The 22,944-nt window shown below is 66.1% G+C and carries 23 protein-coding genes; 10 read left to right on the top strand and 13 right to left on the bottom strand.

Annotated elements, in window-relative coordinates; translation table 11 throughout:
• Positions 1-11 precede the first annotated feature (11 nt).
• The 5 genes from AC1DSJ_RS06750 to AC1DSJ_RS06730 all read left to right on the top strand — a co-directional run bounded on the left by AC1DSJ_RS06750 (position 12) and on the right by AC1DSJ_RS06730 (position 4,964).
• On the top strand, positions 12-1,781 hold the full coding sequence (locus AC1DSJ_RS06750; protein WP_441371159.1) for an acyl-CoA dehydrogenase: 1,770 nt from the start codon (positions 12-14) through the stop codon (positions 1,779-1,781).
• 322 nt (positions 1,782-2,103) lie between these two features.
• A complete protein-coding gene (locus AC1DSJ_RS06745; RefSeq protein WP_476760284.1) occupies positions 2,104-3,114 on the top strand; it encodes an ABC transporter substrate-binding protein in 1,011 nt (336 codons plus the stop codon).
• Positions 3,111-3,941 carry an ABC transporter permease gene (locus AC1DSJ_RS06740; protein ID WP_441371158.1) on the top strand — a complete coding sequence of 277 codons (831 nt, stop codon included), beginning with the start codon at positions 3,111-3,113 and terminating at the stop codon, positions 3,939-3,941. The genes AC1DSJ_RS06745 and AC1DSJ_RS06740 overlap by 4 nt, the downstream gene beginning before the upstream one ends.
• Positions 3,929-4,669 (top strand): ABC transporter ATP-binding protein, encoded by a 741-nt coding sequence (locus AC1DSJ_RS06735; protein ID WP_346552729.1) that lies wholly within the window; start codon positions 3,929-3,931, stop codon positions 4,667-4,669. Before AC1DSJ_RS06740 ends, AC1DSJ_RS06735 begins: the two co-directional genes overlap by 13 nt.
• A 1-nt stretch (position 4,670) precedes the next feature.
• Positions 4,671-4,964 carry a hypothetical protein gene (locus tag AC1DSJ_RS06730; RefSeq protein WP_441371157.1) on the top strand — a complete coding sequence of 98 codons (294 nt, stop codon included), beginning with the start codon at positions 4,671-4,673 and terminating at the stop codon, positions 4,962-4,964.
• Positions 4,965-4,996: 32 nt separating this feature from the next.
• On the opposite strand, the gene AC1DSJ_RS06725 is transcribed toward AC1DSJ_RS06730, so the two are convergent.
• Entirely contained in the window at positions 4,997-6,220 is a 1,224-nt protein-coding gene (locus tag AC1DSJ_RS06725; RefSeq protein WP_346552727.1) for an MFS transporter, read from the bottom strand.
• Positions 6,221-6,336: 116 nt separating this feature from the next.
• Between AC1DSJ_RS06725 and AC1DSJ_RS06720 the strand changes: the two genes are divergently transcribed.
• The 3 genes from AC1DSJ_RS06720 (at position 6,337) to AC1DSJ_RS06710 (ending at position 9,226) form a co-directional block, all read left to right on the top strand.
• Positions 6,337-6,792, top strand: coding sequence for a winged helix-turn-helix transcriptional regulator (locus AC1DSJ_RS06720; RefSeq protein ID WP_054422246.1), 456 nt, complete (start codon positions 6,337-6,339; stop codon positions 6,790-6,792).
• Between the two features lie 173 nt (positions 6,793-6,965).
• Positions 6,966-7,799 (top strand): VRR-NUC domain-containing protein, encoded by an 834-nt coding sequence (locus tag AC1DSJ_RS06715; protein WP_054422247.1) that lies wholly within the window; start codon positions 6,966-6,968, stop codon positions 7,797-7,799.
• On the top strand, positions 7,796-9,226 hold the full coding sequence (locus AC1DSJ_RS06710) for a type VI immunity family protein (protein WP_441371156.1): 1,431 nt from the start codon (positions 7,796-7,798) through the stop codon (positions 9,224-9,226). The genes AC1DSJ_RS06715 and AC1DSJ_RS06710 overlap by 4 nt, the downstream gene beginning before the upstream one ends.
• Here the strand turns inward: AC1DSJ_RS06710 and AC1DSJ_RS06705 are convergent.
• The 4 genes from AC1DSJ_RS06705 to AC1DSJ_RS06690 form a co-directional block, all read right to left on the bottom strand.
• The gene (locus tag AC1DSJ_RS06705; RefSeq protein ID WP_441371155.1) at positions 9,210-10,190 is read right to left on the bottom strand and encodes a pyridoxamine 5'-phosphate oxidase family protein; all 981 of its coding nucleotides are present in this window, start codon (positions 10,188-10,190) and stop codon (positions 9,210-9,212) included. The genes AC1DSJ_RS06710 and AC1DSJ_RS06705 overlap by 17 nt on opposite strands.
• Before the next feature lie 41 nt (positions 10,191-10,231).
• Positions 10,232-10,861 carry a glutathione S-transferase family protein gene (locus AC1DSJ_RS06700; RefSeq protein WP_054422249.1) on the bottom strand — a complete coding sequence of 210 codons (630 nt, stop codon included), beginning with the start codon at positions 10,859-10,861 and terminating at the stop codon, positions 10,232-10,234.
• A gap of 120 nt (positions 10,862-10,981) precedes the next feature.
• Positions 10,982-11,887, bottom strand: coding sequence for a LysR family transcriptional regulator (locus tag AC1DSJ_RS06695; protein WP_054422250.1), 906 nt, complete (start codon positions 11,885-11,887; stop codon positions 10,982-10,984).
• A 24-nt stretch (positions 11,888-11,911) separates the two neighbouring features.
• Complete coding sequence (locus tag AC1DSJ_RS06690) at positions 11,912-12,802, bottom strand: LysR substrate-binding domain-containing protein (protein WP_441371154.1); 891 nt, start codon at positions 12,800-12,802, stop codon at positions 11,912-11,914.
• A 123-nt stretch (positions 12,803-12,925) separates the two neighbouring features.
• On the opposite strand from AC1DSJ_RS06690, the gene AC1DSJ_RS06685 reads away from it, so the two are divergent.
• On the top strand, positions 12,926-14,257 hold the full coding sequence (locus tag AC1DSJ_RS06685; protein WP_441371153.1) for an MFS transporter: 1,332 nt from the start codon (positions 12,926-12,928) through the stop codon (positions 14,255-14,257).
• On the opposite strand, the gene AC1DSJ_RS06680 is transcribed toward AC1DSJ_RS06685, so the two are convergent.
• Positions 14,214-15,110, bottom strand: a complete 897-nt coding sequence (locus tag AC1DSJ_RS06680; RefSeq protein WP_175169879.1) for a LysR substrate-binding domain-containing protein — start codon at positions 15,108-15,110, stop codon at positions 14,214-14,216. The two genes, AC1DSJ_RS06685 and AC1DSJ_RS06680, sit on opposite strands and share 44 nt — an antisense overlap.
• A gap of 160 nt (positions 15,111-15,270) precedes the next feature.
• On the opposite strand from AC1DSJ_RS06680, the gene AC1DSJ_RS06675 reads away from it, so the two are divergent.
• Positions 15,271-15,945: a flavodoxin family protein gene (locus AC1DSJ_RS06675; RefSeq protein WP_175169878.1), complete on the top strand. Its 675-nt coding sequence runs from the start codon at positions 15,271-15,273 to the stop codon at positions 15,943-15,945.
• On the opposite strand, the gene AC1DSJ_RS06670 is transcribed toward AC1DSJ_RS06675, so the two are convergent.
• From AC1DSJ_RS06670 to AC1DSJ_RS06640, 7 genes are all read right to left on the bottom strand, one after another.
• Entirely contained in the window at positions 15,885-16,697 is an 813-nt protein-coding gene (locus AC1DSJ_RS06670; RefSeq protein WP_441371152.1) for a helix-turn-helix transcriptional regulator, read from the bottom strand. The genes AC1DSJ_RS06675 and AC1DSJ_RS06670 overlap by 61 nt on opposite strands.
• A gap of 18 nt (positions 16,698-16,715) precedes the next feature.
• Entirely contained in the window at positions 16,716-17,768 is a 1,053-nt protein-coding gene (locus AC1DSJ_RS06665) for a proline dehydrogenase family protein (RefSeq protein WP_441371151.1), read from the bottom strand.
• A 158-nt stretch (positions 17,769-17,926) separates the two neighbouring features.
• Positions 17,927-18,841: a DMT family transporter gene (locus AC1DSJ_RS06660; RefSeq protein ID WP_441371150.1), complete on the bottom strand. Its 915-nt coding sequence runs from the start codon at positions 18,839-18,841 to the stop codon at positions 17,927-17,929.
• A 200-nt stretch (positions 18,842-19,041) separates the two neighbouring features.
• Positions 19,042-20,289, bottom strand: a complete 1,248-nt coding sequence (locus tag AC1DSJ_RS06655; protein ID WP_175169874.1) for a D-amino acid dehydrogenase — start codon at positions 20,287-20,289, stop codon at positions 19,042-19,044.
• Positions 20,290-20,395: 106 nt separating this feature from the next.
• Entirely contained in the window at positions 20,396-20,833 is a 438-nt protein-coding gene (locus AC1DSJ_RS06650) for an Rrf2 family transcriptional regulator (RefSeq protein ID WP_054422257.1), read from the bottom strand.
• Between the two features lie 151 nt (positions 20,834-20,984).
• On the bottom strand, positions 20,985-22,202 hold the full coding sequence (hmpA, locus tag AC1DSJ_RS06645; protein WP_441371149.1) for an NO-inducible flavohemoprotein: 1,218 nt from the start codon (positions 22,200-22,202) through the stop codon (positions 20,985-20,987).
• A 107-nt stretch (positions 22,203-22,309) separates the two neighbouring features.
• Positions 22,310-22,936: a 4'-phosphopantetheinyl transferase family protein gene (locus tag AC1DSJ_RS06640; protein ID WP_441371148.1), complete on the bottom strand. Its 627-nt coding sequence runs from the start codon at positions 22,934-22,936 to the stop codon at positions 22,310-22,312.
• Positions 22,937-22,944: the final 8 nt, after the last annotated feature.

The raw sequence follows: 22,944 nt of genomic DNA, 5'->3' as shown, positions 1-22,944 counted from the left end.
GCTCCGAGGCCATGACGTACCAAGCCCCCGTGGAAGACATGTTGTTCGTGTTGAACCATCTGGCCGGCCTGCAGCAAGTTGCCGCGCTGCCCGGTTACGAGGAGGCCACGCCCGACACCGCCCAAGCTGTGCTGGAAGAGTCCGCCCACTTCGCCGCCGATGTGCTGGCGCCGCTGAACCACGCCGCCGACCGCGAACCCAGCGCCTGGCGCGACGGCAAGGTCACGACCTCGCCCGGCTTCAAGCAGGCTTTCCGTCAATACACGGAAGCCGGCTGGCAGGGCATGTCGCATCCCGTTGAGTACGGCGGCCAGGGCCTGCCCGGCCTGATCGGCTCGCCCTGCTCTGAAATGCTGAACGCCGCCAACCTGTCGTTCGCGCTGTGCCCGCTGCTGACCAACGGCGCCATCGAAGCCCTGCTGACGGCCGGCTCGCCCGAACTGAAATCGCGCTTCATCGGCCCCATGATTTCGGGCCAGTGGACGGGCACCATGAACCTGACCGAGCCGCAGGCCGGTTCCGACCTGGCCATGATCCGCACGCGCGCACAGCCCGTAGGCGATGGCACGTACCGGCTGTCCGGCACCAAGATCTTCATCACCTATGGCGACCACGATCTGACCGAGAACATCCTGCACCTGGTGCTGGCCCGGCTGCCCGACGCGCCCGAAGGCGTGAAGGGCATTTCGCTGTTCCTGGTGCCCAAGTTCCTGGTGAACGAAGACGGCTCGCTGGGCGCCCGCAACGACGTCGAGTGCGTGTCGATTGAGCACAAGCTGGGCATCAAGGCCAGCCCCACCGCCACGCTGCAATTCGGCGATGCGGGCGGCGCGCTGGGCTATCTGGTCGGCCAGGAAAACCGCGGGCTGGACGCCATGTTCATCATGATGAACGCCGCGCGCTACGCGGTGGGCGTGCAGGGCATCGCCATCGCTGACCGCGCGTACCAGCATGCGCTGGCCTACGCCGCCGAACGCGTGCAGAGCCGCCCGGTTGATGGTTCATCGCGCGAGGCCGTGCCCATCATCCAGCACCCCGACGTGCGCCGCATGCTGGGCACGATGCGCGCCCTGACCGAAGCGGGCCGCGCGCTGGCCTATGTGACCGCCGGCCATGCCGATCTGGCGCACGCCAGCCCAGACGCCACCGAACGCAAACACCAGTTGGCCATCCAGGAATTTCTGGTGCCCATCGTGAAAGGCTGGTGCACCGAAATGTCGATCGACGTCGCCAGCCTGGGCGTGCAGGTGCACGGCGGCATGGGCTTCATCGAGGAAACCGGCGCCGCGCAGTACTACCGCGACGCCCGCATCCTGACCATCTATGAAGGCACCACCGCCATCCAGGCAAATGATCTGGTCGGCCGCAAGACCTTGCGCGATGGCGGCGCGGTGGCGCAGGCCTTGCTCGCCGGCATCCAGCAAACGGAAAAGGAGCTGGAATCGCGCAGCGAACCGGCCGCTGCTCTGGTGCTGAAGCCGCTGCGCCAGGCACGGATGGCGTTGGCGAATGTGGTGGACTTCGTGCTGGCCAACGCGGCCGGCGCGCCCAACGCCGTCTTCGGTTCGGCCGTGCCGTATCTGCTGCTGGCGGGCACGACGCTGGCCGGTTGGCAGATGGCGCGCGCGTTGCTCGCGAGCCTGGACCATCGCCAGGAAGACCCGGCGTTCCACGACGCCAAGATCGCCACCGTGCAGTGCTACGCCTTGCACAAGCTGACGCAGGCGCCGGGCTTGGCAGCGGTGGTGCTGGGTTCGAAGGATTACGAGGTCCAGCCTTAAGCCAGCAAGCGGCCGGCTCGGCACGGGGTTTGCGCCCGGAAGGATAACGAGCGCAGCAGCTGGACACTTGGCTTGCCCCTCGTGCGACAACGAGCGCAATAGCCAGCGTGACAGCGTGTGCTACCCAAAGAGACCGCCTTCAGGGCGGTCTCTTTGCATGCGCGGGCGGTCAGAATCCGCTCTGGCCCCGTCATTAAGCATATAACCAGAAAGAATAAAGAACGAGAATAAACATATTTAAAATCATTAAACGGACACCGGAAAACCCTTTGCCCGTAGGCAAAGCGCCAGCCGTATCAAGGCGCGATTCACAGGATTCCCCATGTTCCGCAAGCTCTTGATTGCCACCCTGCTTTCCGCTGCCGCCACTGCCCCCGCCCTGTCCGCCCCGCCCGTCCTGGAAATCGGCTATCTGCCGATCTTGCCCGACGCGCAATTGTTCGTCGGACTGGAAGAAGGCACGCTGCAAGCCAAGGGCGCCCCCGCGCCCAAGCTGGTGCAATTCCAGAGCGGCCCGGCGCTGACGCAAGCGCTGATCGCCGGCCAGCTGGACGCCGCCTACGTGGGCATTGGGCCGGCGCTGGTGGCGCGCGCCMAGGGCGCGCCGATCAAGGTCGTGGCGTCGAACATCGTTGAACAGGTCAACGTGGTGGCGCTGGGCCCGTTGGCGCCCTACTTCGCGTCGGGCGATCCGGCCACCGCCTTCGCCCGCTTCGCCAAGGATCACGGCCGCAAGCCCGTCATCGCCAGCTATCCCAAGGGCGCCGTGCCGGAAGCCGCATTGCAATATTGGCTGCGCAATCAAATCAAGGCTGACCCGGCCAGCGTCGAACTCATTTATCAAGGCGAAGCCCAGATCCAGCAATCGCTGCTGACGGGCGCCATTGATGGCGCGGCCATCCTGGAACCCACCGTCACCACCGTGCTGACCCGCGCCCCGGAATCGCGCGTGGTGGCGCGGGGGTCCGAGCTGTTTCCCAAGCAGCCGGGCGCTGTGCTGCTGGTGCGTGAAAAGCTCATCGCCGACCATCCCGACACCGTGCAGCAACTGGTGAACGCGCATCTGGCGGCCACGGCGCTGTTGAAGAACGACCCGGCCAAGGCCGCAGGCTACGTACAGAAATACGTGGGTGGCGGCCGCCTGGACCGCGCGCTGGTCGAGAAAGCCATCCGCAGCTCGCACGACCAATTCGAGGCCAACCCGCACGCCATCGTCAATGCGACGGCCGAGCTGCAAACGTTCCAGGCCACGCTTGGCACGGTGGAAGCGCCGCCCGTGGATGTGAAGCAATTGTTCGACACCCGCTACTACGACAAGGCCGCCAAGCCATGAGCCAGGGCGCGCACGCGATCGCCACACCGCAATCATCGCCGCGGTCATCCCCCCGCAACGGCCCACCGCCCTGGCTGGCCGCCGCGCGCCGGGCGGCCTATGGCATTGCGGGGCTGATCATTTTCATAGGCATCTGGAAAGCCGCGCTGATCTGGGAATGGGCGCCGCGCGGCACCCTGCCCGATCCGTTCGCGCTGCCCGGCACCTTGGCGCAGGAATGGCAATCGGGCCGTTTACTGCCCGCCATCGGGTCCAGCCTGGTGCACTATTTCTGGGGGCTGGCGCTGGGCACTGCGCTGGGCTTCGGCGTGGGGCTGGCCGCGGCGACGCTGCCGCGCTTTGATTTGATGCAGGCGTATCTGGCCCGCATCCTGCGCCCGATTCCGCCGCTGGCCTGGGTGGTGTTCGCCATTGCCTGGTTCAAGGTCAGCCACGCGGGCGCGGCCTTCGTCATCGCCATCGGCGTGTTCTGGGTGAACTACTTCGCCACCTACAGCGCCGTGCGCAATGTAGACCCGCGCTATTACGAACTGGCCCGCGCGTTTGGCCACGGCGGCTATCTGGCGCGCGCGTTTTCCGTGACGCTGCCCGCCATCGCGCCCGGCGCCTTGTCGGGCGTGCGCACCGGCATCGGCCAGGCCTGGATGACCTTGATCGCGGCCGAACTGCTGGGCGTGCCGGGCATGGGCCAAGAGATGAACGCTGCGGCAGGCGTCGGCGCTTACGACGCCGTCGTCGTCTACATGCTGATCATTTCGCTGGTCTACACAATCTGCGACCTGGCGTTCTCCGCCGTCGAAAGCAAGGTGCTGCAATGGCGTCCGTAATTGAGTTTTCGAAGCTGTCTTATCAGCATCCGGGCGCGGCCGCGCCGGTCATCCAGGGCTTGTCGTTGCAGATTGAAGCGGGCAGTTTTGTGGCGGTGGTGGGCGGCTCGGGTGTGGGCAAGTCCACCCTGCTGCGTGCGGCCGCCGGGCTGACCGAGCCGACCTCCGGCGACGTCCAGTTCCAGGCGCAGCCGCGCCCGGGCCGCCGCACACGCGCCGTGGTGTTTCAAGACAGCCGCCTGATGCCGTGGCGCACGGTGGGCGGCAATGTGGGCTATGGGCTGGAAGGCCTGGGGCTGGACCGCGAAGAAAAATCGCAACGCATCGCCTCGGCGTTGCAACTGACGGACATGGCCGACTACGGCCGGCGCTGGCCGCATCAGCTGTCGGGCGGCCAGGCGCAGCGGGTGGGCATTGCCCGCGCGCTGGCGGTCAAGCCCGACCTGCTGCTGATGGACGAACCCTTCAGCGCGGTTGACGCCATCACGCGCCGCAACCTGCAACAAGAGCTGATCCGCGTCTGGCAGGCTTCTGGCGCGGCGGTGCTGTTCGTGACGCACGACATCGAAGAAGCGGTGTTCCTGGCCGACAAGGTCGTGGTGCTGGGCGGGCACCCCGCCAATATCGTGGGCAGTTACGATATCGGCCTGCCGCGCCCCCGCGACCGTGGCGCGGCGGCCTTCGCCGCGCAGGTGGGGGCCATCGCCCACACGCTGGAACACCACTGACATGATTCAACTGCTGATACACGCCCCGACTCCCGCCTCGCTGGACCGCGCCCGCCGCAACGCCGCGAACCTGAAGAAGGCCGACCCGCAAGCCCGGGTGGAGATCGTAGCCAACGCCGGCGCCGTGGCCGCCGCGCTGGCCGAACCGCATCCCACGGACGAACATCTGGTGCTGTGCCAGAACACRCTGTCCGCGACGGGCGCCACCGCGCCGGTCCATGTGCGAACGGCGCCTGCCGCGGTGCTGCATATCGCGCAGCGTCAGGCGGACGGCTGGGCGTACATGCGGGCTTGACGTACATGCGGGCTTGAAATCACGGGCTTGATTCAGCACCGCAGCGGCTGCGAGACCTTGCGCGGCAAGGTCGCCACCCAGAACAGCAACGCCGCCGCGCTGATGCCCGCGCCCAGCGCACACACCCCCAGCCAGCCTGCGCGCGCATACACCGCCGTGGAGGCAATGCCGCCCAGCCCGCTGCCCACGGCGTAGAACATCATGTAGGCGCCGACCAGGCGGCTGTGCGCCTGCGCGCTGATGCTGAAGATCATCGTCTGATTGGTCACGTGCAGCGCTTGTAGCGCCACGTCCAGAATCAGCACGCCCAGCGCCAGCGCCCACAGGCTGTGGTCCAGCAACGCAATGGGCGCCCACGCCAGGCATAACAGCAGCAAGCCCGCGCCCGTGGTGCGCTGCGCGAACCCACTGTCAGCCCAACGCCCGGCCCGCGCCGCCATCAACACGCCCAACACGCCGACCAGCCCAAACGCGCCAATCGCCGTGTGCGACAAGCCATGCGGCGGCGCGCTCAGCGGCAACACCAGCGCCGTCCAGAATGCGCTGATAGCCGCAAACATCAGCAAGGCGATCATGCCGCGCACGCGCAGCACCGGTTCGGTGGCCAGCAACGTGTACAGCGAACGCAGCAGCGCCCAGTACGACAGGTTCGCCGTGGGCAAGCGGCGTTGCGGCAAGCGGCGCATCAGCACCATCGACAGCACGGCGGCCATCACCGCTGACACGACATACACGGCGCGCCATCCCGCAGCATCCGCCACCACGCCCGCCACCGTGCGCGCCAGCAGCAAACCAATCACCACCCCGCCCTGCGCCGCGCCCACGACACGCCCGCGCTCACCCGGCGCGGCCAACGCGGCAGACAGCGCCAGCAAGCCCTGCGTCATCGCCGTTCCCAGCAATCCCAGCGCCACCATGCCGGTCAGCAGCCAGGGCGTGTTGGACGACAGCGCCACCGCCATCAACGCCAGCACCAGCAAGCCCAATTGCCCGATCATCAAGCGGCGCCGGTCCAGCAAATCACCCAGCGGCACGACGAACAGCAAGGCCAGTGCGCAGCCCAATTGCGTGGCGGTGACAACGACGCCCACCGCGGCGTCGTCCAGCGCGAACTCGCGCCCGATCGCATCCAGCAAAGGTTGCGCGTAATAGACGTTGGCCACGCTCAACGCGCAAGCCACGGCAAGCAGCATCACCGTCGACGTGGGCAGGCGAACCTCGGGTTCCCCCCTTGCAGGGTCAGATTGGGGCAGCATCAGGTTTCCTCTTGTGGTTTTATTACGAAACCAGAATGCTAGATCTTAAGGTTTTATAATGCAACCGTTAACTCCGATGCGCAGTCCCCCGTCTTCTACTTGCTTAAGGGTTCGACATGGTCAAACGCACCAGCCTTGAAGGCGCCGCCTGTCCGGTGGCGCGTTCCTTAGACGCGATCGGCGACTGGTGGTCGCTGTTGATCGTGCGCGATGCGTTTGATGGATTGCGGCGCTTTGGCGAATTCCAGAAAAGCCTGGGCGTGGCCAAGAACATCCTGAGCGACCGGCTGCGCACCCTGGTCGCCCACGGCATCCTTGCCGTGGCTCCCGCGTCGGACGGCAGCGCCTATCAGGAATACGTGCTCACGGACAAAGGCCGCGCGCTCTTCCCCGTCATCGTGGGCTTGCGCCAATGGGGCGAAGACCATTACTACGGCCCGTCCGAAGCCCATTCCACCCTGATCGACCGCAAGCGCGGCCAGCCGGTACGCCGCCTGGAAATCCGCGCGCAAGACGGACGCTTGCTGGAGCCGGACGACACGCTGGTGCAGAAGACAGCGCAGCCGGCGTAGGTGGCTTAAGCCGCTGACAACTGCGGCCCCGCGCTTTCAATATCAGACTTCTTCTATAGACGCGCGCGCACCCCGCAACGCAAGATTGCCTCTCCCGCCTTGTCCTGTCAGGGGGTGGCCGTGCCATCGCATTTCAATGACCTGCGTTTTTCTCCCCAGCTCGGGGACGCCTGATGGCCGCCCCCGTTGCGGCCGCGCTGATCTGGGGCTACCGGGCCTATCGCGCTTACGCCGCCTACGAAACCGCACAGACCGCCATCGAATCGGCGGAAACACTGGCGCAGATTCAGCAGCGCAAGAAAGACGTTGAGGCGCTTCTGAAGGATGTCATCAAAGGCATGAAGGAAGAGATCGACATCAAAAGCTCCACGTTCGTCCGTACCGGCGGCAACGTCACGGTGTCGCGCGGCCGAAGCGAAAACGTGACCTATCGGCAATACATAGAACGCAAGATTCCATTCCGTCCCATCATCAGCACCGTGTGCCAATGGGCGTTGAAATCGCCGCTGAAAGTGCCTCGCCGGATACGCAAGAGAATTCCTGGCGAGGTCATTGAAACCACGATCGATATCGCGCTGAAGCAGACCACCGCGTCACTGGTGTTTGAAGCGGTAGATGACTTGCTGACTTGGCAAAGCCCGCTCAAGGCAGAGCCGAACTACGACGCGGCGTCTCGCGTAGCGCTGCTGGGCGAACCGGCGACACGCCCCAAGCGGATCAGCAAATACTTCCCCTTCTGGCCCCGCCCCAGAGGCAGCCTGGCGCCGGACCTCGTCATCGTCGAGTATCGGCAGCAGCCGTTTGAGGTGAACAACGTGTTTGCTGCGATCGAGATCAAGTTTCCGAATGACTGGGTGAAAGGGAAGCAGATGGGAGACTACGCGCGTCTGATGAACGAAGACAAGACCAAAGTGGCCCTGTTGCGGGTTCCAGAAGATTGCACGGGATATAAGCCCAGCGCCGATGGAAAACCCGAGCGCGGCGCGCGCCCCCGGAGAGACCGATGAGCACCAGCCATCCTCTGCTAGACGAAGACGACCTATCGGGCATGGTGACCGACCTGAAACGGTGGCCCAACGTAGCGATTGACCATGGCCCTTTTGAACTCGCGGTCACGCCCTACCTCACCTTCTATTTCACCTACGAGCCCGTACATTTCCTACAAGCCACCTTGGATATGGTCGATGTCCATACGGCCTTCGAAGCATTACTGGGCAATCCGTATTTGATCGCTACCCACCCGGACTCTGAACGTCCGCATCCCTACGGATCAAAGAAGCTGGGAGACCTGCGGGAGTGGATAAAAAAGACACCCGTGGAAGAGACATTCACCGTCAAATTTACAGACGAAGAAAACCATCAAAGCTCGCCGACTCATGCCGCCTATCTTTGGCGCGAACCGACTCTTGGACAACGTGAGCAGTGCTACTCCTCAATCCAGTTCTACTACCGCTGGCAATGGTGGCTGGACAACAAAGAGGCGTGGCGCAAATTCGTTCTGGACACGATCGCCCGATTGAAACCCGCGCAGGTCTACAGCGGCTTCTCCATGGCAAACCCGTTGGAATTCGGCATGCGTTCGGAGGTCGCGGTCTGGGACCGGGCGTTGGCCCCGCACTTCTATGGGCTGGACACCGACTATCCCTTCGGCATGATGTTCACGCCCGACCTGCCTTCTGGCATCCGCCCGCCCACGTGGGGGTTCTTCCTGTCTGACGTGTGGCGAAAAAAACTCTCGATGACACGCGAGGACGTGGCCGCCCATTTGCACGACTCGCGTATCCGCATCGACACGCTAAGCGCCGGGCAATGGATAGAGCTCGGCCAGCAACCCGACCTCTATCCCGTTGAAAATGGCTTGCCCGAGCTGCCCGTTATGCTCAATCGCATGCTGCGCCGCATCCGCCATCCGCAGTTGGATTTGATCGGTTCCGGCGAATGGGATGGGGACCCCAACGAACGCTTCAACCGCCGCGATACGCAACGCTGGCTTGCCCGATTCGACGACGACAGCGATTGGCCCACACCGGAAATTCGTGGCCTGGCGCCCCGCGACCCCTTGATCGAACCTACGCCCTCACACGTCATCGCCGGGGAACCGATCCCGACCAAAGGCTGGTGGTACACGCTGGCCAAGCACGGCTCGCGCCAGCATTTCAAGGCAGGCGATCTAGCCCCGCAAATCTCGCAGGGCGCATCACGGGGCCGAGTCATCTGGCAACGCGACATCGATCAAGACGCCGCGAAGGCTGAACCGCCAAGTCTGGCGTCGCCTGGCGCGGTTCGCGTACGCTCAGGCGAGCCCTGCCCTTATCCGGGAATCTGGGTCTGTGAAGACGAGCCCGGCGCCCCGCAACCCTTCGCGTACCAAACCCCGATGCCGCAGGTGAATGGCCGCGACGTCTGCTGGGCCATGGTCAAATTCCTGCGATAAGGCCCGCTGGCCACGCCCCCGTCCCCAGCGACGTCGGCGAATACGCGTCGAATTTCCACCGCAGCGCCAACGCGCCGGGCCGCCGGACCACGCGGCGCACGTCCACACGCCAGAGCCGTTCCGCGCCGGCGAAGGTGTCGATCTCGGGGCTGTCCAGCACCACTTCCGCCTGGCCTGACACCTGCAAGACATCACCGCGTTCAAAGTCGATGAAGACGAGTCCCGCGCGCGGGTTCGCCACGATGTTGCCCAGCGTGTTGAAGAACCGGTTGCCTGAAAAATCGGGAATGGTCAGCACGTTGCCGTCTACGCGCACGAAGCCCGGCTTGCCGCCCCGGTGCGACACATCGACCGAGCGGCCGCCATTCGCGTCATCAACATAGGTCGCCACGAAGAACGTGTCGGACGCCTGGATCAGCGCTCGGGCGGCGTCGTCCAGCTGCGATTTTTCTTGCGGCGGGGCGGCGAATCGCAATGCGGGCGAGCGCGAAAAATAAAACTCGCGCGACTGGATGTACTGCGGGCAATTGCCGAAGGACTGCGCCACCGCCACGTCGAAACGCTTGTCGTCCCAGGCTGCGATCCGGCCATTCATGCGATTGCGCCGGCGGGTATGCAGTTCTATGCCCAGCAGGCCAACCGACTTGCCATCGGCCAGGCCCGCGCGCAGCGGGTCGTCGGCATCCGGCACGGCCGCCACGCGCAGCAGGTGGGGGTCCGGCGACATCGCAAACCCCGGCTGGCCTTCCAGCACGCCCGCCCAGGGGTCGCCCTGCTCGTCCACCGTTCCCATCACTAGAAAAGGCAGTTGCGCGAAGAACATGCGGTGCTGGTCCGGCATGTAGTCGCGCAGCAGCTTGGGGCCGATCTGCGCCATGCGTTCGGCCATGCCGACATGCGCATGCAGCGCGCGTTCGCCGGCATGCCAGGGCGAGGCTTCGGGTAGGGAATCAGCGGGAATCATGATGCGCTCCTTGCCGGCGCGGGGGCCGGGGTACATGCCGTTCAAGCCGCTTGCAAGCCGGCCGCCGTGCGCGCCATCGGCACGAAGCGCGGCAGGGACTCGATGCGGGCAAGCCACTGCTGGATGTTCGGATACCCCGTCAGCGCCACATTGCCTTCGGGCGCATGCGACACATAGGTGTAGCAGGCCACATCCGCGATGGTCGGGGTGTCGCCCGCCAGGAAGTCGCGGCGGCTGAGTTCGCTGTCCATCACCGCCAGCAAGGCATGTGCGCGCGCCAGCGTGGCGTCGATATCGAATGCCGCGCCGAACACGGTCACGAGGCGGGCCGTAGCGGGGCCGTTGGCCAAGGGGCCGGCCGCTACTGACAACCAGCGCTGCACCGCAGCCGCACCCACGGCGTCTTCGGGCAACCACGCAGCCCCGCCGTAGCGCTTGGCCAGATAGACCAGGATGGCATTGGAATCTGCCACTACGGTGCCGTTGTCGTCAATCACCGGCACCTGGCCGAAGGCGTTCAGCGCCAGGAATTCGGGACGCTTCTGTTCGGCCTGGCGCAAATTGACGTCAACGCAACGATGGGGCACGTCAAGCAAAGACAACATCAGCGCGACGCGGTGCGCGTGGCCAGACAAGGGGAAGCTGTAGAAGGTCAACGGAGCGGCAGACATGGCGTAGTTTCCAAATGGATAAGCGATGTCTGCATCTTGAGCCGATGCGCGCCTGCCGTGAACCGCCAGCGGCGGCAAGACACTATTACAGAAACTGAAAGAACGCCGGACGCGCGGCTCCTATACCGGCAGCGCCGCCAGATCCCGGCGCAAGGCTTCAACGCAGAATTCCACAAAGCTGCGCACCTTGGCCGAGCTGCGCCGGCCCTCGGGATACACCACATGCACCGGCATGGGCGGCGCTTCGAATTCGCGCAGCACCACCTGCAAGGCGCCGCTTTGCAGGTGGCGGGCCACTTGATACGACACCACCTGCGTCAGCCCCCACCCTTCGCACGCGGCCAGCACAGCGGCCTGAAACGACGTGACCGTCAGCTGCGACTCCATGCTCAGACGGTGCAGTTCGCCGTCTTGCATGAAGCGCCATTGCGCGCTGCGCCCTTCCATGGCGGCGGTGATCGTGCAGCGCCGTTGCAACGTTTCCAGATCTTCCGGCACCCCGTGTTCGCGCAGGAAGGCAGGCGAGGCGCACACCACGCGGCGCACCTGCCCCACCGGCACCGCCGTCAATGACGAATCCGGCAAGGGGCCGATGCGCACGGCCACGTCCACGCCCTCGTCCATCAAATTCACCACGCGGTCCACCAGCAAGGTGCGCACCGACACTTCGCGATGCGCGCGCAAGTAGCCCAGCACCGCCGGCATCACGTGAAGCTCGCCGAAGAGCGCGGGCGCGGTGATGTGCAGCGCGCCACGCGGGGCGGCCATCACGCCGGCGGCGGCGTCGTCGGCTTGCTCGACCTCGTCCAGAATGCGGCGGCAGTCGGCGGCATAGCGCTGGCCCGCTTCGGTCAGACGCAAGCTGCGCGTGGTGCGCACCAGCAGCAACGCGCCCAGCCGCCGTTCAAGCGCCGCCACGCTGCGCGTCACCGTCGGCGCCGACATGGCCAGACGCCGGGCGGCGGCGGCGAAGCTTTGCGCGTCGGCCACGGCCAGGAACACGGTCATTTCATGGAATTGATTCATGGTGGGGTCTCGGTCTTGCGCGGCCTACAGGCGGGCGGCGCTGTCCTGGATGCTCTGGCGAACGATATCGCCTAACGCGGCCGCAACGGAATCGGGCTGCGCCTGGCTGCGATACAGCGATAGCGCTATGGATGACAGCGCCGGCAAATCGTGCTCGCCCGGGGCCAAGGCGCGTACCGATGCGGGCAACCCAAGCGGGGTGCGCACCGTTACCCCCAGGCCCGCCGCCACCGCCGCCCACAACCCCGCCAGACTGGGGCTGGTGTAGACCGCGCGCCACGGCTGATTGGCGCGGTCCAGCGCGCCCGTCGCGCAGTTGCGGAACAGGCAAGGCGCCTCGAAGGCCACCAGCGGCACCTCGCCTGCGTCGTCCCGCAGCGACGCGGACACGGGTTGTGCGGGGCCGATCCAGCACATCGGCAAGTCCAGCAAATGCTGCGCGTGCGGCACCCGCGCGTCGTGATCCCACGCCAACGCCAGATCCAACTGGCCTAGCGCAATGCGTTCCAGCAAGTCGGTGTTGCGCGCGACCCGCGCTTCGATCCTGACTTTTGGATGCGCCCGCGCAAATTGCCCCAACACCTGGGGCAACAGCATTTCGCCGAAGTCTTCCTGCAAGCCCAGGCGCACGATGCCTTGCAGCTCGACCCCGCGCACGGCGCGAGCCGCCTGATCGTTCAAGTCCAGCAACCGGCGCGCATACGCCAGCATCGTTTCACCGGCGTCGGTCAGCGCCAGGCCACGCCCTTCTTTGCGCAGCAGCGGCACGCCGGCCTGTTCTTCCAGCTTCTTCATCTGGGCGCTGACCGCTGACGTAGACCGGCCCAGCCGATCCGCCGCCCGGCCGAAGCTGCCCAGGTCCACGCCTGCGACGAAGCTGCGCAACACGTCCAGGTCGAAAGTGATCTGCCGCATGGTTGTCCTCAATGAATAGTCCTGGTTTTCAAAACTATTGAATCAATATTTCCTGATTTTCAGAACGATAGCAGAGGCGCAGACTGGCCGGGTCTTTTTTTGATTTGTCTGCTGGAGCCTTGCATGCCTCTCACCCTTGACCCCGCCGAACGCCCCGCCCACCGCTGGAAAGTGCTGGCCGTGGGCGTGGCCGCCAACGCCGCCTTTTCCGCCGCCGCCGCAGGCTTGCCGACCACCGCCGTGTACATGCGCGCCGGCTACCGGCTGGACAACGATCAACTGGGCTTGGCATTGGGCTTGATGGGCCTGGGCGTGGCGCTATTCGAACTGCCATGGGGATTGCTGACCGACCGCTGGGGCGACCGCCCGGTGCTGCTGACCGGCCTGGGCGCCACCGCTGCGGCGTTGGCCTGGATGAGTCTGTACGCCGCCCCGGCCGGCGCCGACGTGCCTGGCTTGTGGCTGCTGGCGCTGGGCCTGTTACTGGTGGGCATGCTGGGCGGCAGCGTCAACGGCGCCAGTGGCCGCGCGGTGATGGCCTGGTTCGACGAAGGCGAACGCGGCCTGGCGATGAGCATCCGGCAAACCGCCGTGCCGTTGGGCGGCGGCCTGGGCGCGTTGTTGCTGCCGTGGCTGGCGGCGCACGCCGGCTTCGCGGCGGTGTATGGCGTGCTGGCCGGGATGTGCGCCACGGCGGCGCTGCTTGCGGTCTGCTGGCTGCGCGAACCCGTCAGGCCGGGCAGCGTGGCGCCCTCTGACGGCGGCTCGCCCACCGCCACGTCAGCACGCGATGCAGGCCCCGCCCCTGCCTCGCCGTTACGCGATGCTCGCGTCTGGCGGGCGGCCGTCGCCATCGGAGTGATGTGCTGCCCGCAATTTGCCGTGCTGACCTTCGCCACCGTCTTCCTCCACGACTTCAGCCACGCCGGCATCGGCACATTGACGGCGGTGATGGTGGCCGTCCAACTGGGTGCAATGGTGGCGCGCATTGCCGCGGGCCGGTGGACCGACCGCCATGGCAACCGGCGCGCCTTTCTCCGCCGATGCGTGCAGTTGAGCTTTGTATTGTTTGCCGCGCTGGGCGCGTTGGCCTGGGCCATCAACGACACGGCATCGGCGCCGTTGGCCGTAACGGCAGTGGCGTGCCTGCTGGCGGTGGCGGGCATCTGCGCGTCGGCCTGGCACGGGGTGGCGTACACGGAACTGGCAACGCTGGCGGGTGCCAAACGCGCAGGCACCGCCTTGGGGCTGGCCAACACCTGCGTCTACCTGGGTTTGTTCCTGACGCCGCTTGCCATTGCGCATGGCGTTGCGGCAAGTTCGTGGCCCTTGGTTTGGGCGGTGGCTGGCCTGTGCATGCTGGCCGCGTTGCCCTTGCTGCCCCGGCCAGCCGCGCCTGCCCGATCGCGCGCTACGCCTGAAATTCCTGGTTCAGCCAGCCCAGAAACGCCTTGACCGGCGGATGGCGTTCGCGGCCCGGCGCGCACAGCGCCGTGTACGCCGAACCCGGCACGCGCACGTCTGGCCGCACGGCGGCCAAGGTGCCCGCGCCCACGCTGTCAGACACCATCACGGAACTGGCCAGCACCAGCCCCTGCCCGGCAATGGCCGCCTGCAACGCGTAGTGCTCTTCCGCATAGGCATGCACGGCCGACGGCTTGCGCCAGGCGGGCAAGCCGGCTGCACCGCACCATGCCTGCCAGCCCTGTTCGTACAGCTCGGAATCACGCCAGCGCACGGTCACCAACGCGGGTGCGCGATTTGCGCTGCGCTTGCCCATGTGGGCAAGCAACGCGGGCGCGCCGTAGACGCCAAACCATTCCTGCAATACACAGGCGGTGTGCAACGCCGGGTAGCTATGCGGGCTGTAACGCACCGCGACGTCCACGCTGGCGTCTTGCAGCAGATCCACCGGCTCGGCGCTGGCATTCAGATTCAGCTGGTACTGCGGAAAGGCCTGATAGAAGCGGCCAAGTCTGGGCACCAGCCACAAGGCTGCAAACGAATGCGTGGTGGATACCGTCAACGCCCCCGATGCCGGCGCGGGCCGCAGCGCGTCCAGCGTCTGCGCAATGTCCAGCAAGCCGCCATGCACGCTGACAAACAGGCGCGCGCCCTTGTCCGTCAGCCGCACGCCGCGCGGCACGCGGTCAAACAGCGCGCATCCCGCCTGGCGCTCCAACGCCTTGATCTGATGCGATACCGCCGTCGGCGTGACCGACAGCTCAGCCGCCGCCAGCTTGAAACTGCGCAGCCGGGCGGCTGCTTCAAAAGCGCGCAAGGCGGTCACGGGCAATGAGGCGAACATGAGGCGGCTTATATAGATGAAGTGAATTCATCTTAATCAAGGAATCGTCATTTGTCGCGGCGGACCGGGTTTTCTACATTGGGGCATCGATATTGATTCATCGACACCAAGGCATCCCGCCCCTTTTCGCGGCGCGCCTTACGAAACCAAGGACCCCGACATGAATTCACATCATCAATCAAAGCGCCTGCTCATCCTGGTGGGCAGCCCCCGGAAAGACGGCAACAGCGCCGCATTGGGCGCCGCTGCGCAACGCGGCGCCGAGGCGGCCGGCACGCCCGCCAGCCTGTTGTTCCTGGACGATTACATCCAGGGCTTCCTGCCCGACCTGCGCCACCGGCCCGTGCCCGCCGACCGCTACGACGAGCTATTCCTGGAACATTTTCTGCCCGCCGACGGCGTGTTGTTCTGCACGCCAATCTACTGGTACGGGATGTCGGCGCAGACCAAGGCGTTCTTTGACCGCTCGTTCAGCCACTACGCGGGCGCGGGGCCCGAGCCGGAACGGGTCAAGGCCCGCATGACGGGCAAGCGGCTGGGGCTGGCGGTGGCGTCCGAGGAAACCTACCCCGGCGCAGCGCTGGGCATCGTGCATCAGTTGCAGGAATTTTCGCGCTACACGCATTCGGATTTTGTTGGCTACGTGCATGGCGCGGGCAACCACCGGGGTGAAATTGCGGCCGACCCGCGCCAGCCGCTGCTGGCGGCCGAGCAATTGGGCGCGTCGTTCTTTGAACGGAAGTATTCAGACTACCGCGTTGAAACGCCCCGCCCTCACAACGTCTGGGAAGCGGCCGCGCCCGCGCGCAGCAACACGCCGGGCGTGCTGCCGTAAACCTGCTTGAAGACGCGGGTCAGATGGGCTTGATCCGCGAAACCCACCGCGTGCGCCGCCTGCGCCAGCGGCAAGCCATCGCGTAGCAACACGCGGGCGCGCGCCACCCGCCAATTGCGCAGCCATGCCTGTGGCGGCAGGCCATAGCGGCGCGCGAACTGTTTGACGAGCGTGGTGCGATGGCGGTGCTGCGCGCGCGCCAAGGCTTCCAAGTCTGGCGCGCAAGCGGGATCGGCGGCCATGCGCGCGCGCAGCAGCTCGCAAACGTCGGGGGTATCCGTGGAAGCGGTGTCGGCGCAATGGGCATGGGCCGCCAACAAGCTGAACAAGGCGGCGGATAGCTGTTTGCCCCGCTCCGCCCCGGCCATGGCATCCGGCGCCAACGCCGCCAGCCACTGCGCACACAAAGCGGGCGCGCTGATCACCGGCCCGGGCAGTTGCACATCGCCTTCGAACAAGGCGCGCGCATGGTCGTTGAACCAGGCCGCGTCGATATACGCCATGCGATACGCCAGCGGCGCGGCCGACGTGCCGCCGGTGTGGACCTGGCCGGGCGCAATCACCACCAGATCGCCCTCGCCGGCCACATGGGCTTGCCCATGCACCGTGAACGAGCAGCGCCCCTGTTCGATGGCGCCGATGGACCAGGCGTCGTGAAAATGGGGCGCGTAGCGATACGCGCGCAGATCGGCGATCAGCACGTCGCCGGGCAGGCCCGCGCCGCAATGCCAGATATGTTGGGAAACCGCCATGAAACCGCCATCTTGGGGCTAGCCGAAGTAGTGCCCGTCGGAGGTCAGCGACCGGGCCAGCAGCCACGCGTTACGAGGATTTTCTCCCACCCGGCGGATGGCGTAGGGCCACCAATCGGCGCCGAAAGGAAGATAGACCCTGACGTTATAGCCCAAGCCGCGCAGGGCCAGTTGCCAGTCGGGGCGTACGCCGTAAAGCATCTCGAATTCGAACGCGTCCGGCGCCCATCCACGCTCGCGCGCCAGCGTCATGATGGCGCCCGCCAAGCGGTCGTCATGCGTGCCGAAGACGGGGTAGAAGCCGGACTCGCGGGCCTCGCGCGACAACATGATGCCGGCCGCATCCAGATAGGCCTGATCGATGCGCGCGCGGCCCGCGTGGTCAAGCGCGCGCTCGGGGAATGCCCCTTTGACCAGACGCAGCGACGTGCGTTGCCGGATCGCCCAGGCCAGGTCTTCCGGCGTGCGGCGGCGGCGCGCCTGCAAGGTCAGCCCGGCGGGTAGCCCGGCTTGCAGCAAGTCGCGATGCAGCGCGCAGGTGCGGTCGCGGATGCCCGAGTCTTCCATGTCCAGCACAACCCAATTGCGGGCGGCGCCGCCGATGTGGGGAGCGGCCGAGTCAGCTGTCGCACGAGCTGCCGCATCAGCCGCCCACCCCGCCGCACTGGCCGCCGCACCAGTCGTCGCACTGGCCGCTGCACTAGCCGCCGCCCCAATACGCCGGGCGTTTTCCGTGCCCAGTGCGTCGCTTGCCATGAAGCCGATGGCAGTGGGGTCGATGGAGACATGCACATCCAGGCCCGCCGCGCCCAATGCGTGGCACGCTTCGATGGCTTGCGACACGTTGTGCTTGATCGCGACCGGCTCGGCCACGTACTCACCCAGATAGAAGAGTGATGCGCGGATGCCGTGCGCGTCGCGCAGCCGCAAGGCGGTCTGGACGGCCGCATCGACGTCCGCGCCGCCAACAAAGCGGCGCGCCAGTGACGTCCGGGCCGCCATCGCCCGCATCGTGCGGCCCATCAGGGGGCTGCGCGCCAGCGCGATAGTGGTTCTTTGAAAAATGCTCATGGGTGCTCCCGCTAGAGAGCACCACTATGGCGGGCTGGCGGGCGTCCGTATTGAACGCCCGTGAATGGGTCGCCCGGCTAATCGGGACGCCCGTGAAGCGGGACGCTCGTGCAGCGGGACGCCCCGTGGTTCAGCCGCGGTTATCGAACCGCCTCCGCCTACACCTTGCCACTGGCCAGCGTCGTGGCCGGCGGGCGGCCGAACAGCGGGCGTTGCACCGTCTGCGCCAACAGCACGCCCGCCAAGGTCACCGCGCCGCCCAGCAAGTGATAGCCGTGCAGTTGCTCGCGCAGCATCAGGTAGGCCGCCAGCGCCGTGAACAGCGGCAGCAGGTTGATGAAGATGCTGCAACGGTTCGGGCCAAGCCGGTGCACGCCTTCAATCCACAGGTACGACAGCAGCACCGACGAGAAAATGCCCGCGTAGAGAATGAGCGGAATCGTGTTCACATCCAGCGCGGCCTGCGCCGCCGGCACGCGCAGATACAGCGGCAGCATGTAGAGCAGCGCGAAAATCGATTGCACGAACGTGGACTGCCAGGCCGGGACCGGCACCTTCCAATGACGCAGCAGCACGCCGTACAGCGCATAAGACAAGGCGGCCAGCAGCATCAGGCCGTCGCCCACGTGAATGCCGTGCTGAAACACGCTAAGCATGTCGCCCTGCCCCACCAGGTACAGCAGCCCCAGAAACGACATCACACCGCCCGCCGCCATCCCCAGCGTCAGCGGATCGCGCAGGATCACGACGCTGAGCAGCATGCTCAGCAACGGAATCAGCGCCGTCAGGATGGCCATGTTGGTGGCGGTGGTGGTTTCGGCCGCGCGATACGACAGCGCCTGAAACACCGCCGACGACAGTGCGCCGTACAGCGCCAGCTTGGGCCAGTGGCGAAGAATGACCTTGCGGTTGCGCCAGGCCGGGCGGGCCGTGAACAGGCCCATCAGAAACAGCGCCAGCACCAGGCGGTAGAAGGTAATGGCGGTGGGCGAGATGGCGCTGGCGGCCATCTTCGACACGATGACATTGCCCGCCCAGAACAGAATGGCGAACAAGGGGAACAGATAGGACATGATGCGTACGCTCGCAGGAAGGGGATCGGACCCGCCCGCGTTCAACGTGCGCAAGCGCGTTGGCGCGGGGGACGATCGCTATCCTATTGAGCGGCGTTCAGCCCGTCTCCCGATGAAATGGCACGGACTATCGCAAAATGGACATTGCTCTGCGGGATATTGCGCCGCTGACCGGGCCTGCCGTACAAAGCGTGGACGCATCAGGGCCTGAAAGGCGCCGGGTCCAAGGGCAGCTCCACGCCGGCCATCTGGGCCGTCAAGAGCGCCGCGCTGCCGCAAGCCAAGGTGAAGCCCAGCGCGCCCTGGCCGACGTTCAGCCACAGGTTGTCTGCCGCGCCGCTGCGCCCGATCAGGGGCTTGCCGGTGGGCGTGGCCGGGCGCAGACCCGCCCAGGGAATGGCCTGGCGCAGGTCCAACGAGGGGAACGCTTCCAGCACCTGTTCTTTCAGCAAGGCCACGCGCGCAGGGTCGATGTCGGCGTTGGCGCTGCCGATATCCACCATGGCCGCGATGCGCAGCACGCCGCCCACGCGCGCATAGACGATGCGGCGTTCGTAGTCCGTCACGCTGATGCGCGGCGCGACGGTCTCGTCATCAGCCAGCGGCACGCTCAGGCTGTAGCCCTTCAGCGGATACAGCGGCACGTCCTGGCCCAACGGCTTGAGCAAATTACGCGTGCCGATGCCGGTAGCCAGCACGACGGCGTCCGCGCCGATATCGCCGTTGCGCGTGTTCACGGCCACAATGCGCCGGCCTTCGCGCTGCAAGCCCGACACCGGGTTCGACATGGCGCATTCCACATTGCCCATGGCTTGCAGGCGGTCGAATAAGGCTTCGGTGAACTGGCGGCAGTCGCCCGCTTCTTCGCTGGGCGTGTAGATGGCGCCCGCCAGCTTGCTGCCCATGGCGGCCAGCGCTGGCTCCATGGCCAGCGTTTGTGCGGCGTCCAGCACCTGTTGTTCGGCGCCATGCCCCGCCTGATACGCCACCAGCGCGCGCGCCTTGTCGAGCAAGGCCGGGCTGCGATACGCGATCAGCTTGCCGTTTTTAAGATGGCCAAACGCCAGGTCTTCCTGCGCCAGCAGCGTATGCATGACGTCGCGGCTGAGATAGGACAGCCCCAACAGTTGCGCGGTGGACGCCTTGGCCACCGATGCGCGGCACGCCAGAGCAAATTGCAGGCACCAGCGCCATTGATGCAGATCCATCCGGGGCCGGAACCGCAGCGGGGAATCGCGGCGCAACAGCCAGCCCGGCACGCTGGGCAGCACGCCAGGGCCGGCCAGCGGCGCCACATAGCTATAGCTGAGCTGGCCGCCGTTGGCGTAGCTGGACACCTCGGCCGGACGCGCCTGGCTGTCCACCAGCACCACGTCGTGCCCCTGGCGCGCCAGGAAATAGGCGGACGTCACGCCGACGACGCCCGCACCGATCACGCAAACGCGCATACCTATATCCAAGAAAACGGGAAGTTGCCGCTATTCTGAAACGCGCGCCGCCCGCCCGGCAAATGCCAAACGCCGCAGCATCCATAACAAAACATCATGCCCCGGCTCAGGCGGCGCGGTGCAGCTTGATGATGGCGGCGGCGGTCGGGTCGCGCACCAGATCGGCCAGCGTGTAGCCGTTAAGGGCGTCGTAGAAGGCATTCAAGGTCTGCGCCAGCACGCCGGCCAGGCGGCAGGCGCCGTCCAGCGCACAGGGCGGTTCGCGGCAATCGATCAGCGGGCCTTGCTGTTCCAGTTCGCGGATCAGGTCACCCACGCGGTAATCGCAGGGCGGGCGCGCCAGGCTCATGCCCCCGCCCTTGCCGCGCGATGTGCTCACCCACCCCCGCTGCGACATGAAATGCACGACTTTGACCAGGTGATTGCGCGACACCGCGAACCGTTCCGCGATTTCGGGAATGGTCACGGCGGCGGGCCGGTCGCGGCATTGCGTCAGGTACATCAGGACGCGCAGGCCGAAGTCAGTGAATCGGGTCAGTTGCATGGCAGGAGTGGCAGGGGCGGCGGGGTTGCGTTCAGCCCAGGCAGATCAGGCGGGTAAGGCAGCTCAGCCGGGTCGGGCGGGCTCAGCCGGGATCAGCCGGGATCAGCCGGATCAGCCGGATCAGCCGGATCAGCCCGCCAGGATACACCGCTCAGGCCGGCGCGCCTCCGGTGCCAAAGGCCTCGGCGTGAATGCGATCGGCGGCAACACCCAGTTCCAGCAAGGCCGCGCGCTGCGCCTGCATGAAGGGCGCCGGGCCGCACAGGTAATAGTCGGCGCCGGGCACGATGGCGTTGTCGCGGATGACGTGCAAGTCCACGCGGCCCGCGTGATCGTAGTCGCGTCCGGGCTGGTCGTCGTGGGCGATTTCCTCGTAGAACACGGCCTTTTGCACGTTGCCGCGTTCGGCGGCGATGCGGTTCACGTGGTCTTTCATGGCATGCACCGAGCGGTTGCGACAGCCGTGCACAAAGCGGATCTGGCGCGCGTCGTTGGTTTTGACCAGATGGTTCAGCATCGACACCATCGGCGTCAGCCCCACCCCGCCGCTCAGCAGCACCACCGGCGCATCGCCGTCTTGCTTCAGATGGAAATCCCCTTGCGGCGGCGCCACGTCCAGCACGCCGCCCTCTTCCAGACGGTCATGCAGCGCATTGGACACGCGCCCGGCCGGCGTCTGCACGCCAGCGGCTTCGCGCTTGACCGAGATGCGCAGGCGGTCCTGGCCCGGCGCATCCGACAAGCTGTATTGGCGCGGCTGCATCAAGCCCAGTTCCGGCACGTAGACGCGCACGGACACATACTGGCCGGGCTGATAAGCCGGCACTGCGCCTCCATCGGCCGGCGCCAGATAGAACGACGTGATCTCGGCGCTTTCGGGCTGCTTGCCCACTACTCGGAATGCGCGCCACCCCGTCCAGCCGCCCGGCTTGCCGGCCGACTCGGCGTACAGCCGCGCCTCTTCGGCGATCAGCAGATCGGCCAACTGCCCATACGCGGCGGCCCAGGCGTCCACCAGTTCGTCGGTGGCGGCCTCGCCCAGCACTTCGCGGATGGACGCCAGCAAATGCTTGCCCACGATGGCGTAGTGCTCGGGGCGGATGCCCAGGCTGACATGCTTGTGCACGATCCGCGTCACCACCGGCATCAGCACTGAGGGATCGTCGATATGTTCCGCATAGGCCGTGACCGCGCCCGCCAGCGCGTGCTGCTGCTGGCCGCCGGCCTGATGGCCCTGATTGAAGATGTGCTTGAGCTCGGGGTTGTGCTCGAACATGCGCGCGTAAAAATGGCGGGTCAACGCCACGCCATGGGTCTTGAGAACGGGGGCCGTGGCTTTGACCAGCGCGCGGATTTGGGGGCTCAACATCTGCTGCTCCTTGGATTGCGATCGTGCTCGCTCTTAAACATATATTCATAATACATCTTTAACAGCCAATGGCAAAACGCCCGCCGCGCAGGCTCAAATCCCTACTTTCAGGAAGACCAGATGCCCAGTTGTGTCAGCGCGGGCAAGCCGCAATCGGCCACCGGACGCCACGACGGAAACGTCGCGTCACCATCTGGGGCCAACCACACCGCCGACGCCATCCATTCCGTTCCCACCCGCCAGGTGCACGCGCGCCAGGCGCCTGCCGGCGCGCGCAGCCGGCACCGGCCTTGCGCGTCCGTTTCCAGGCCCACCGTGGCCATGTCCGCCGGAAAGTCCAGCCCGGCGGCCTTGATGAACGCTTCTTTCAATGTCCACAGCAAATAGAACCGTTCCGCTTGCGCCTTGCCCGGCAGCGCGGACAGCGCCGCCGCCTCTTGCGCGGAACACACCCAGGCCGCCAACTGGAGAAAGTTGCGCGGGCGCAGGCGTTCCAGATCCACGCCCAGCGCCCAGCCCGCAGGCGCCCGGCCACACAGGGCGTGGCCATGGCTGTGGCTCAGCGACGTCACGCCAGAAAGAGGGTGGGTTTGCCTGACGGCGTGCAGCAACACGCGGCTGACCTGCCAGTCTGCTATGGCCCGGGGCGTGACGCGAGGCGCCCGCCGGGCGTCATCAGGTGACAGATCCTTCACTTGATAGTGAGCGGCGGCGCTTTGGTCCGCCCAATACATGAATAGTT

Source organism: Achromobacter sp. 01N37, assembly GCF_056399725.1.
Note: the sequence above shows the minus strand (reverse complement) of the source record. Positions and strands in the feature narration are given on the sequence as shown.

Excerpts from the sequence above, each read along its gene's own strand:
- AC1DSJ_RS06700 (WP_054422249.1), bottom strand. The coding sequence starts at position 10,861 with ATGTCTGCCGCTCCGTTGACCTTCTACAGCTTCCCCTTGTCTGGCCAC.
- AC1DSJ_RS06690 (WP_441371154.1), bottom strand. The coding sequence starts at position 12,802 with ATGCGGCAGATCACTTTCGACCTGGACGTGTTGCGCAGCTTCGTCGCA.
- AC1DSJ_RS06675 (WP_175169878.1), top strand. The coding sequence starts at position 15,271 with ATGAATTCACATCATCAATCAAAGCGCCTGCTCATCCTGGTGGGCAGC.
- AC1DSJ_RS06660 (WP_441371150.1), bottom strand. The coding sequence starts at position 18,841 with ATGTCCTATCTGTTCCCCTTGTTCGCCATTCTGTTCTGGGCGGGCAAT.
- AC1DSJ_RS06725 (WP_346552727.1), bottom strand. The coding sequence starts at position 6,220 with ATGCTGCCCCAATCTGACCCTGCAAGGGGGGAACCCGAGGTTCGCCTG.
- AC1DSJ_RS06685 (WP_441371153.1), top strand. The coding sequence starts at position 12,926 with ATGCCTCTCACCCTTGACCCCGCCGAACGCCCCGCCCACCGCTGGAAA.
- AC1DSJ_RS06735 (WP_346552729.1), top strand. The coding sequence starts at position 3,929 with ATGGCGTCCGTAATTGAGTTTTCGAAGCTGTCTTATCAGCATCCGGGC.
- AC1DSJ_RS06695 (WP_054422250.1), bottom strand. The coding sequence starts at position 11,887 with ATGAATCAATTCCATGAAATGACCGTGTTCCTGGCCGTGGCCGACGCG.
- AC1DSJ_RS06740 (WP_441371158.1), top strand. The coding sequence starts at position 3,111 with ATGAGCCAGGGCGCGCACGCGATCGCCACACCGCAATCATCGCCGCGG.
- AC1DSJ_RS06710 (WP_441371156.1), top strand. The coding sequence starts at position 7,796 with ATGAGCACCAGCCATCCTCTGCTAGACGAAGACGACCTATCGGGCATG.
- AC1DSJ_RS06665 (WP_441371151.1), bottom strand. The coding sequence starts at position 17,768 with ATGAGCATTTTTCAAAGAACCACTATCGCGCTGGCGCGCAGCCCCCTG.
- AC1DSJ_RS06720 (WP_054422246.1), top strand. The coding sequence starts at position 6,337 with ATGGTCAAACGCACCAGCCTTGAAGGCGCCGCCTGTCCGGTGGCGCGT.
- AC1DSJ_RS06705 (WP_441371155.1), bottom strand. The coding sequence starts at position 10,190 with ATGATTCCCGCTGATTCCCTACCCGAAGCCTCGCCCTGGCATGCCGGC.
- hmpA (WP_441371149.1), bottom strand. The coding sequence starts at position 22,202 with ATGTTGAGCCCCCAAATCCGCGCGCTGGTCAAAGCCACGGCCCCCGTT.
- AC1DSJ_RS06640 (WP_441371148.1), bottom strand. The coding sequence starts at position 22,936 with ATGTATTGGGCGGACCAAAGCGCCGCCGCTCACTATCAAGTGAAGGAT.
- AC1DSJ_RS06670 (WP_441371152.1), bottom strand. The coding sequence starts at position 16,697 with ATGGCGGTTTCCCAACATATCTGGCATTGCGGCGCGGGCCTGCCCGGC.
- AC1DSJ_RS06750 (WP_441371159.1), top strand. The coding sequence starts at position 12 with ATGACGTACCAAGCCCCCGTGGAAGACATGTTGTTCGTGTTGAACCAT.
- AC1DSJ_RS06715 (WP_054422247.1), top strand. The coding sequence starts at position 6,966 with ATGGCCGCCCCCGTTGCGGCCGCGCTGATCTGGGGCTACCGGGCCTAT.
- AC1DSJ_RS06655 (WP_175169874.1), bottom strand. The coding sequence starts at position 20,289 with ATGCGCGTTTGCGTGATCGGTGCGGGCGTCGTCGGCGTGACGTCCGCC.
- AC1DSJ_RS06650 (WP_054422257.1), bottom strand. The coding sequence starts at position 20,833 with ATGCAACTGACCCGATTCACTGACTTCGGCCTGCGCGTCCTGATGTAC.
- AC1DSJ_RS06680 (WP_175169879.1), bottom strand. The coding sequence starts at position 15,110 with ATGTTCGCCTCATTGCCCGTGACCGCCTTGCGCGCTTTTGAAGCAGCC.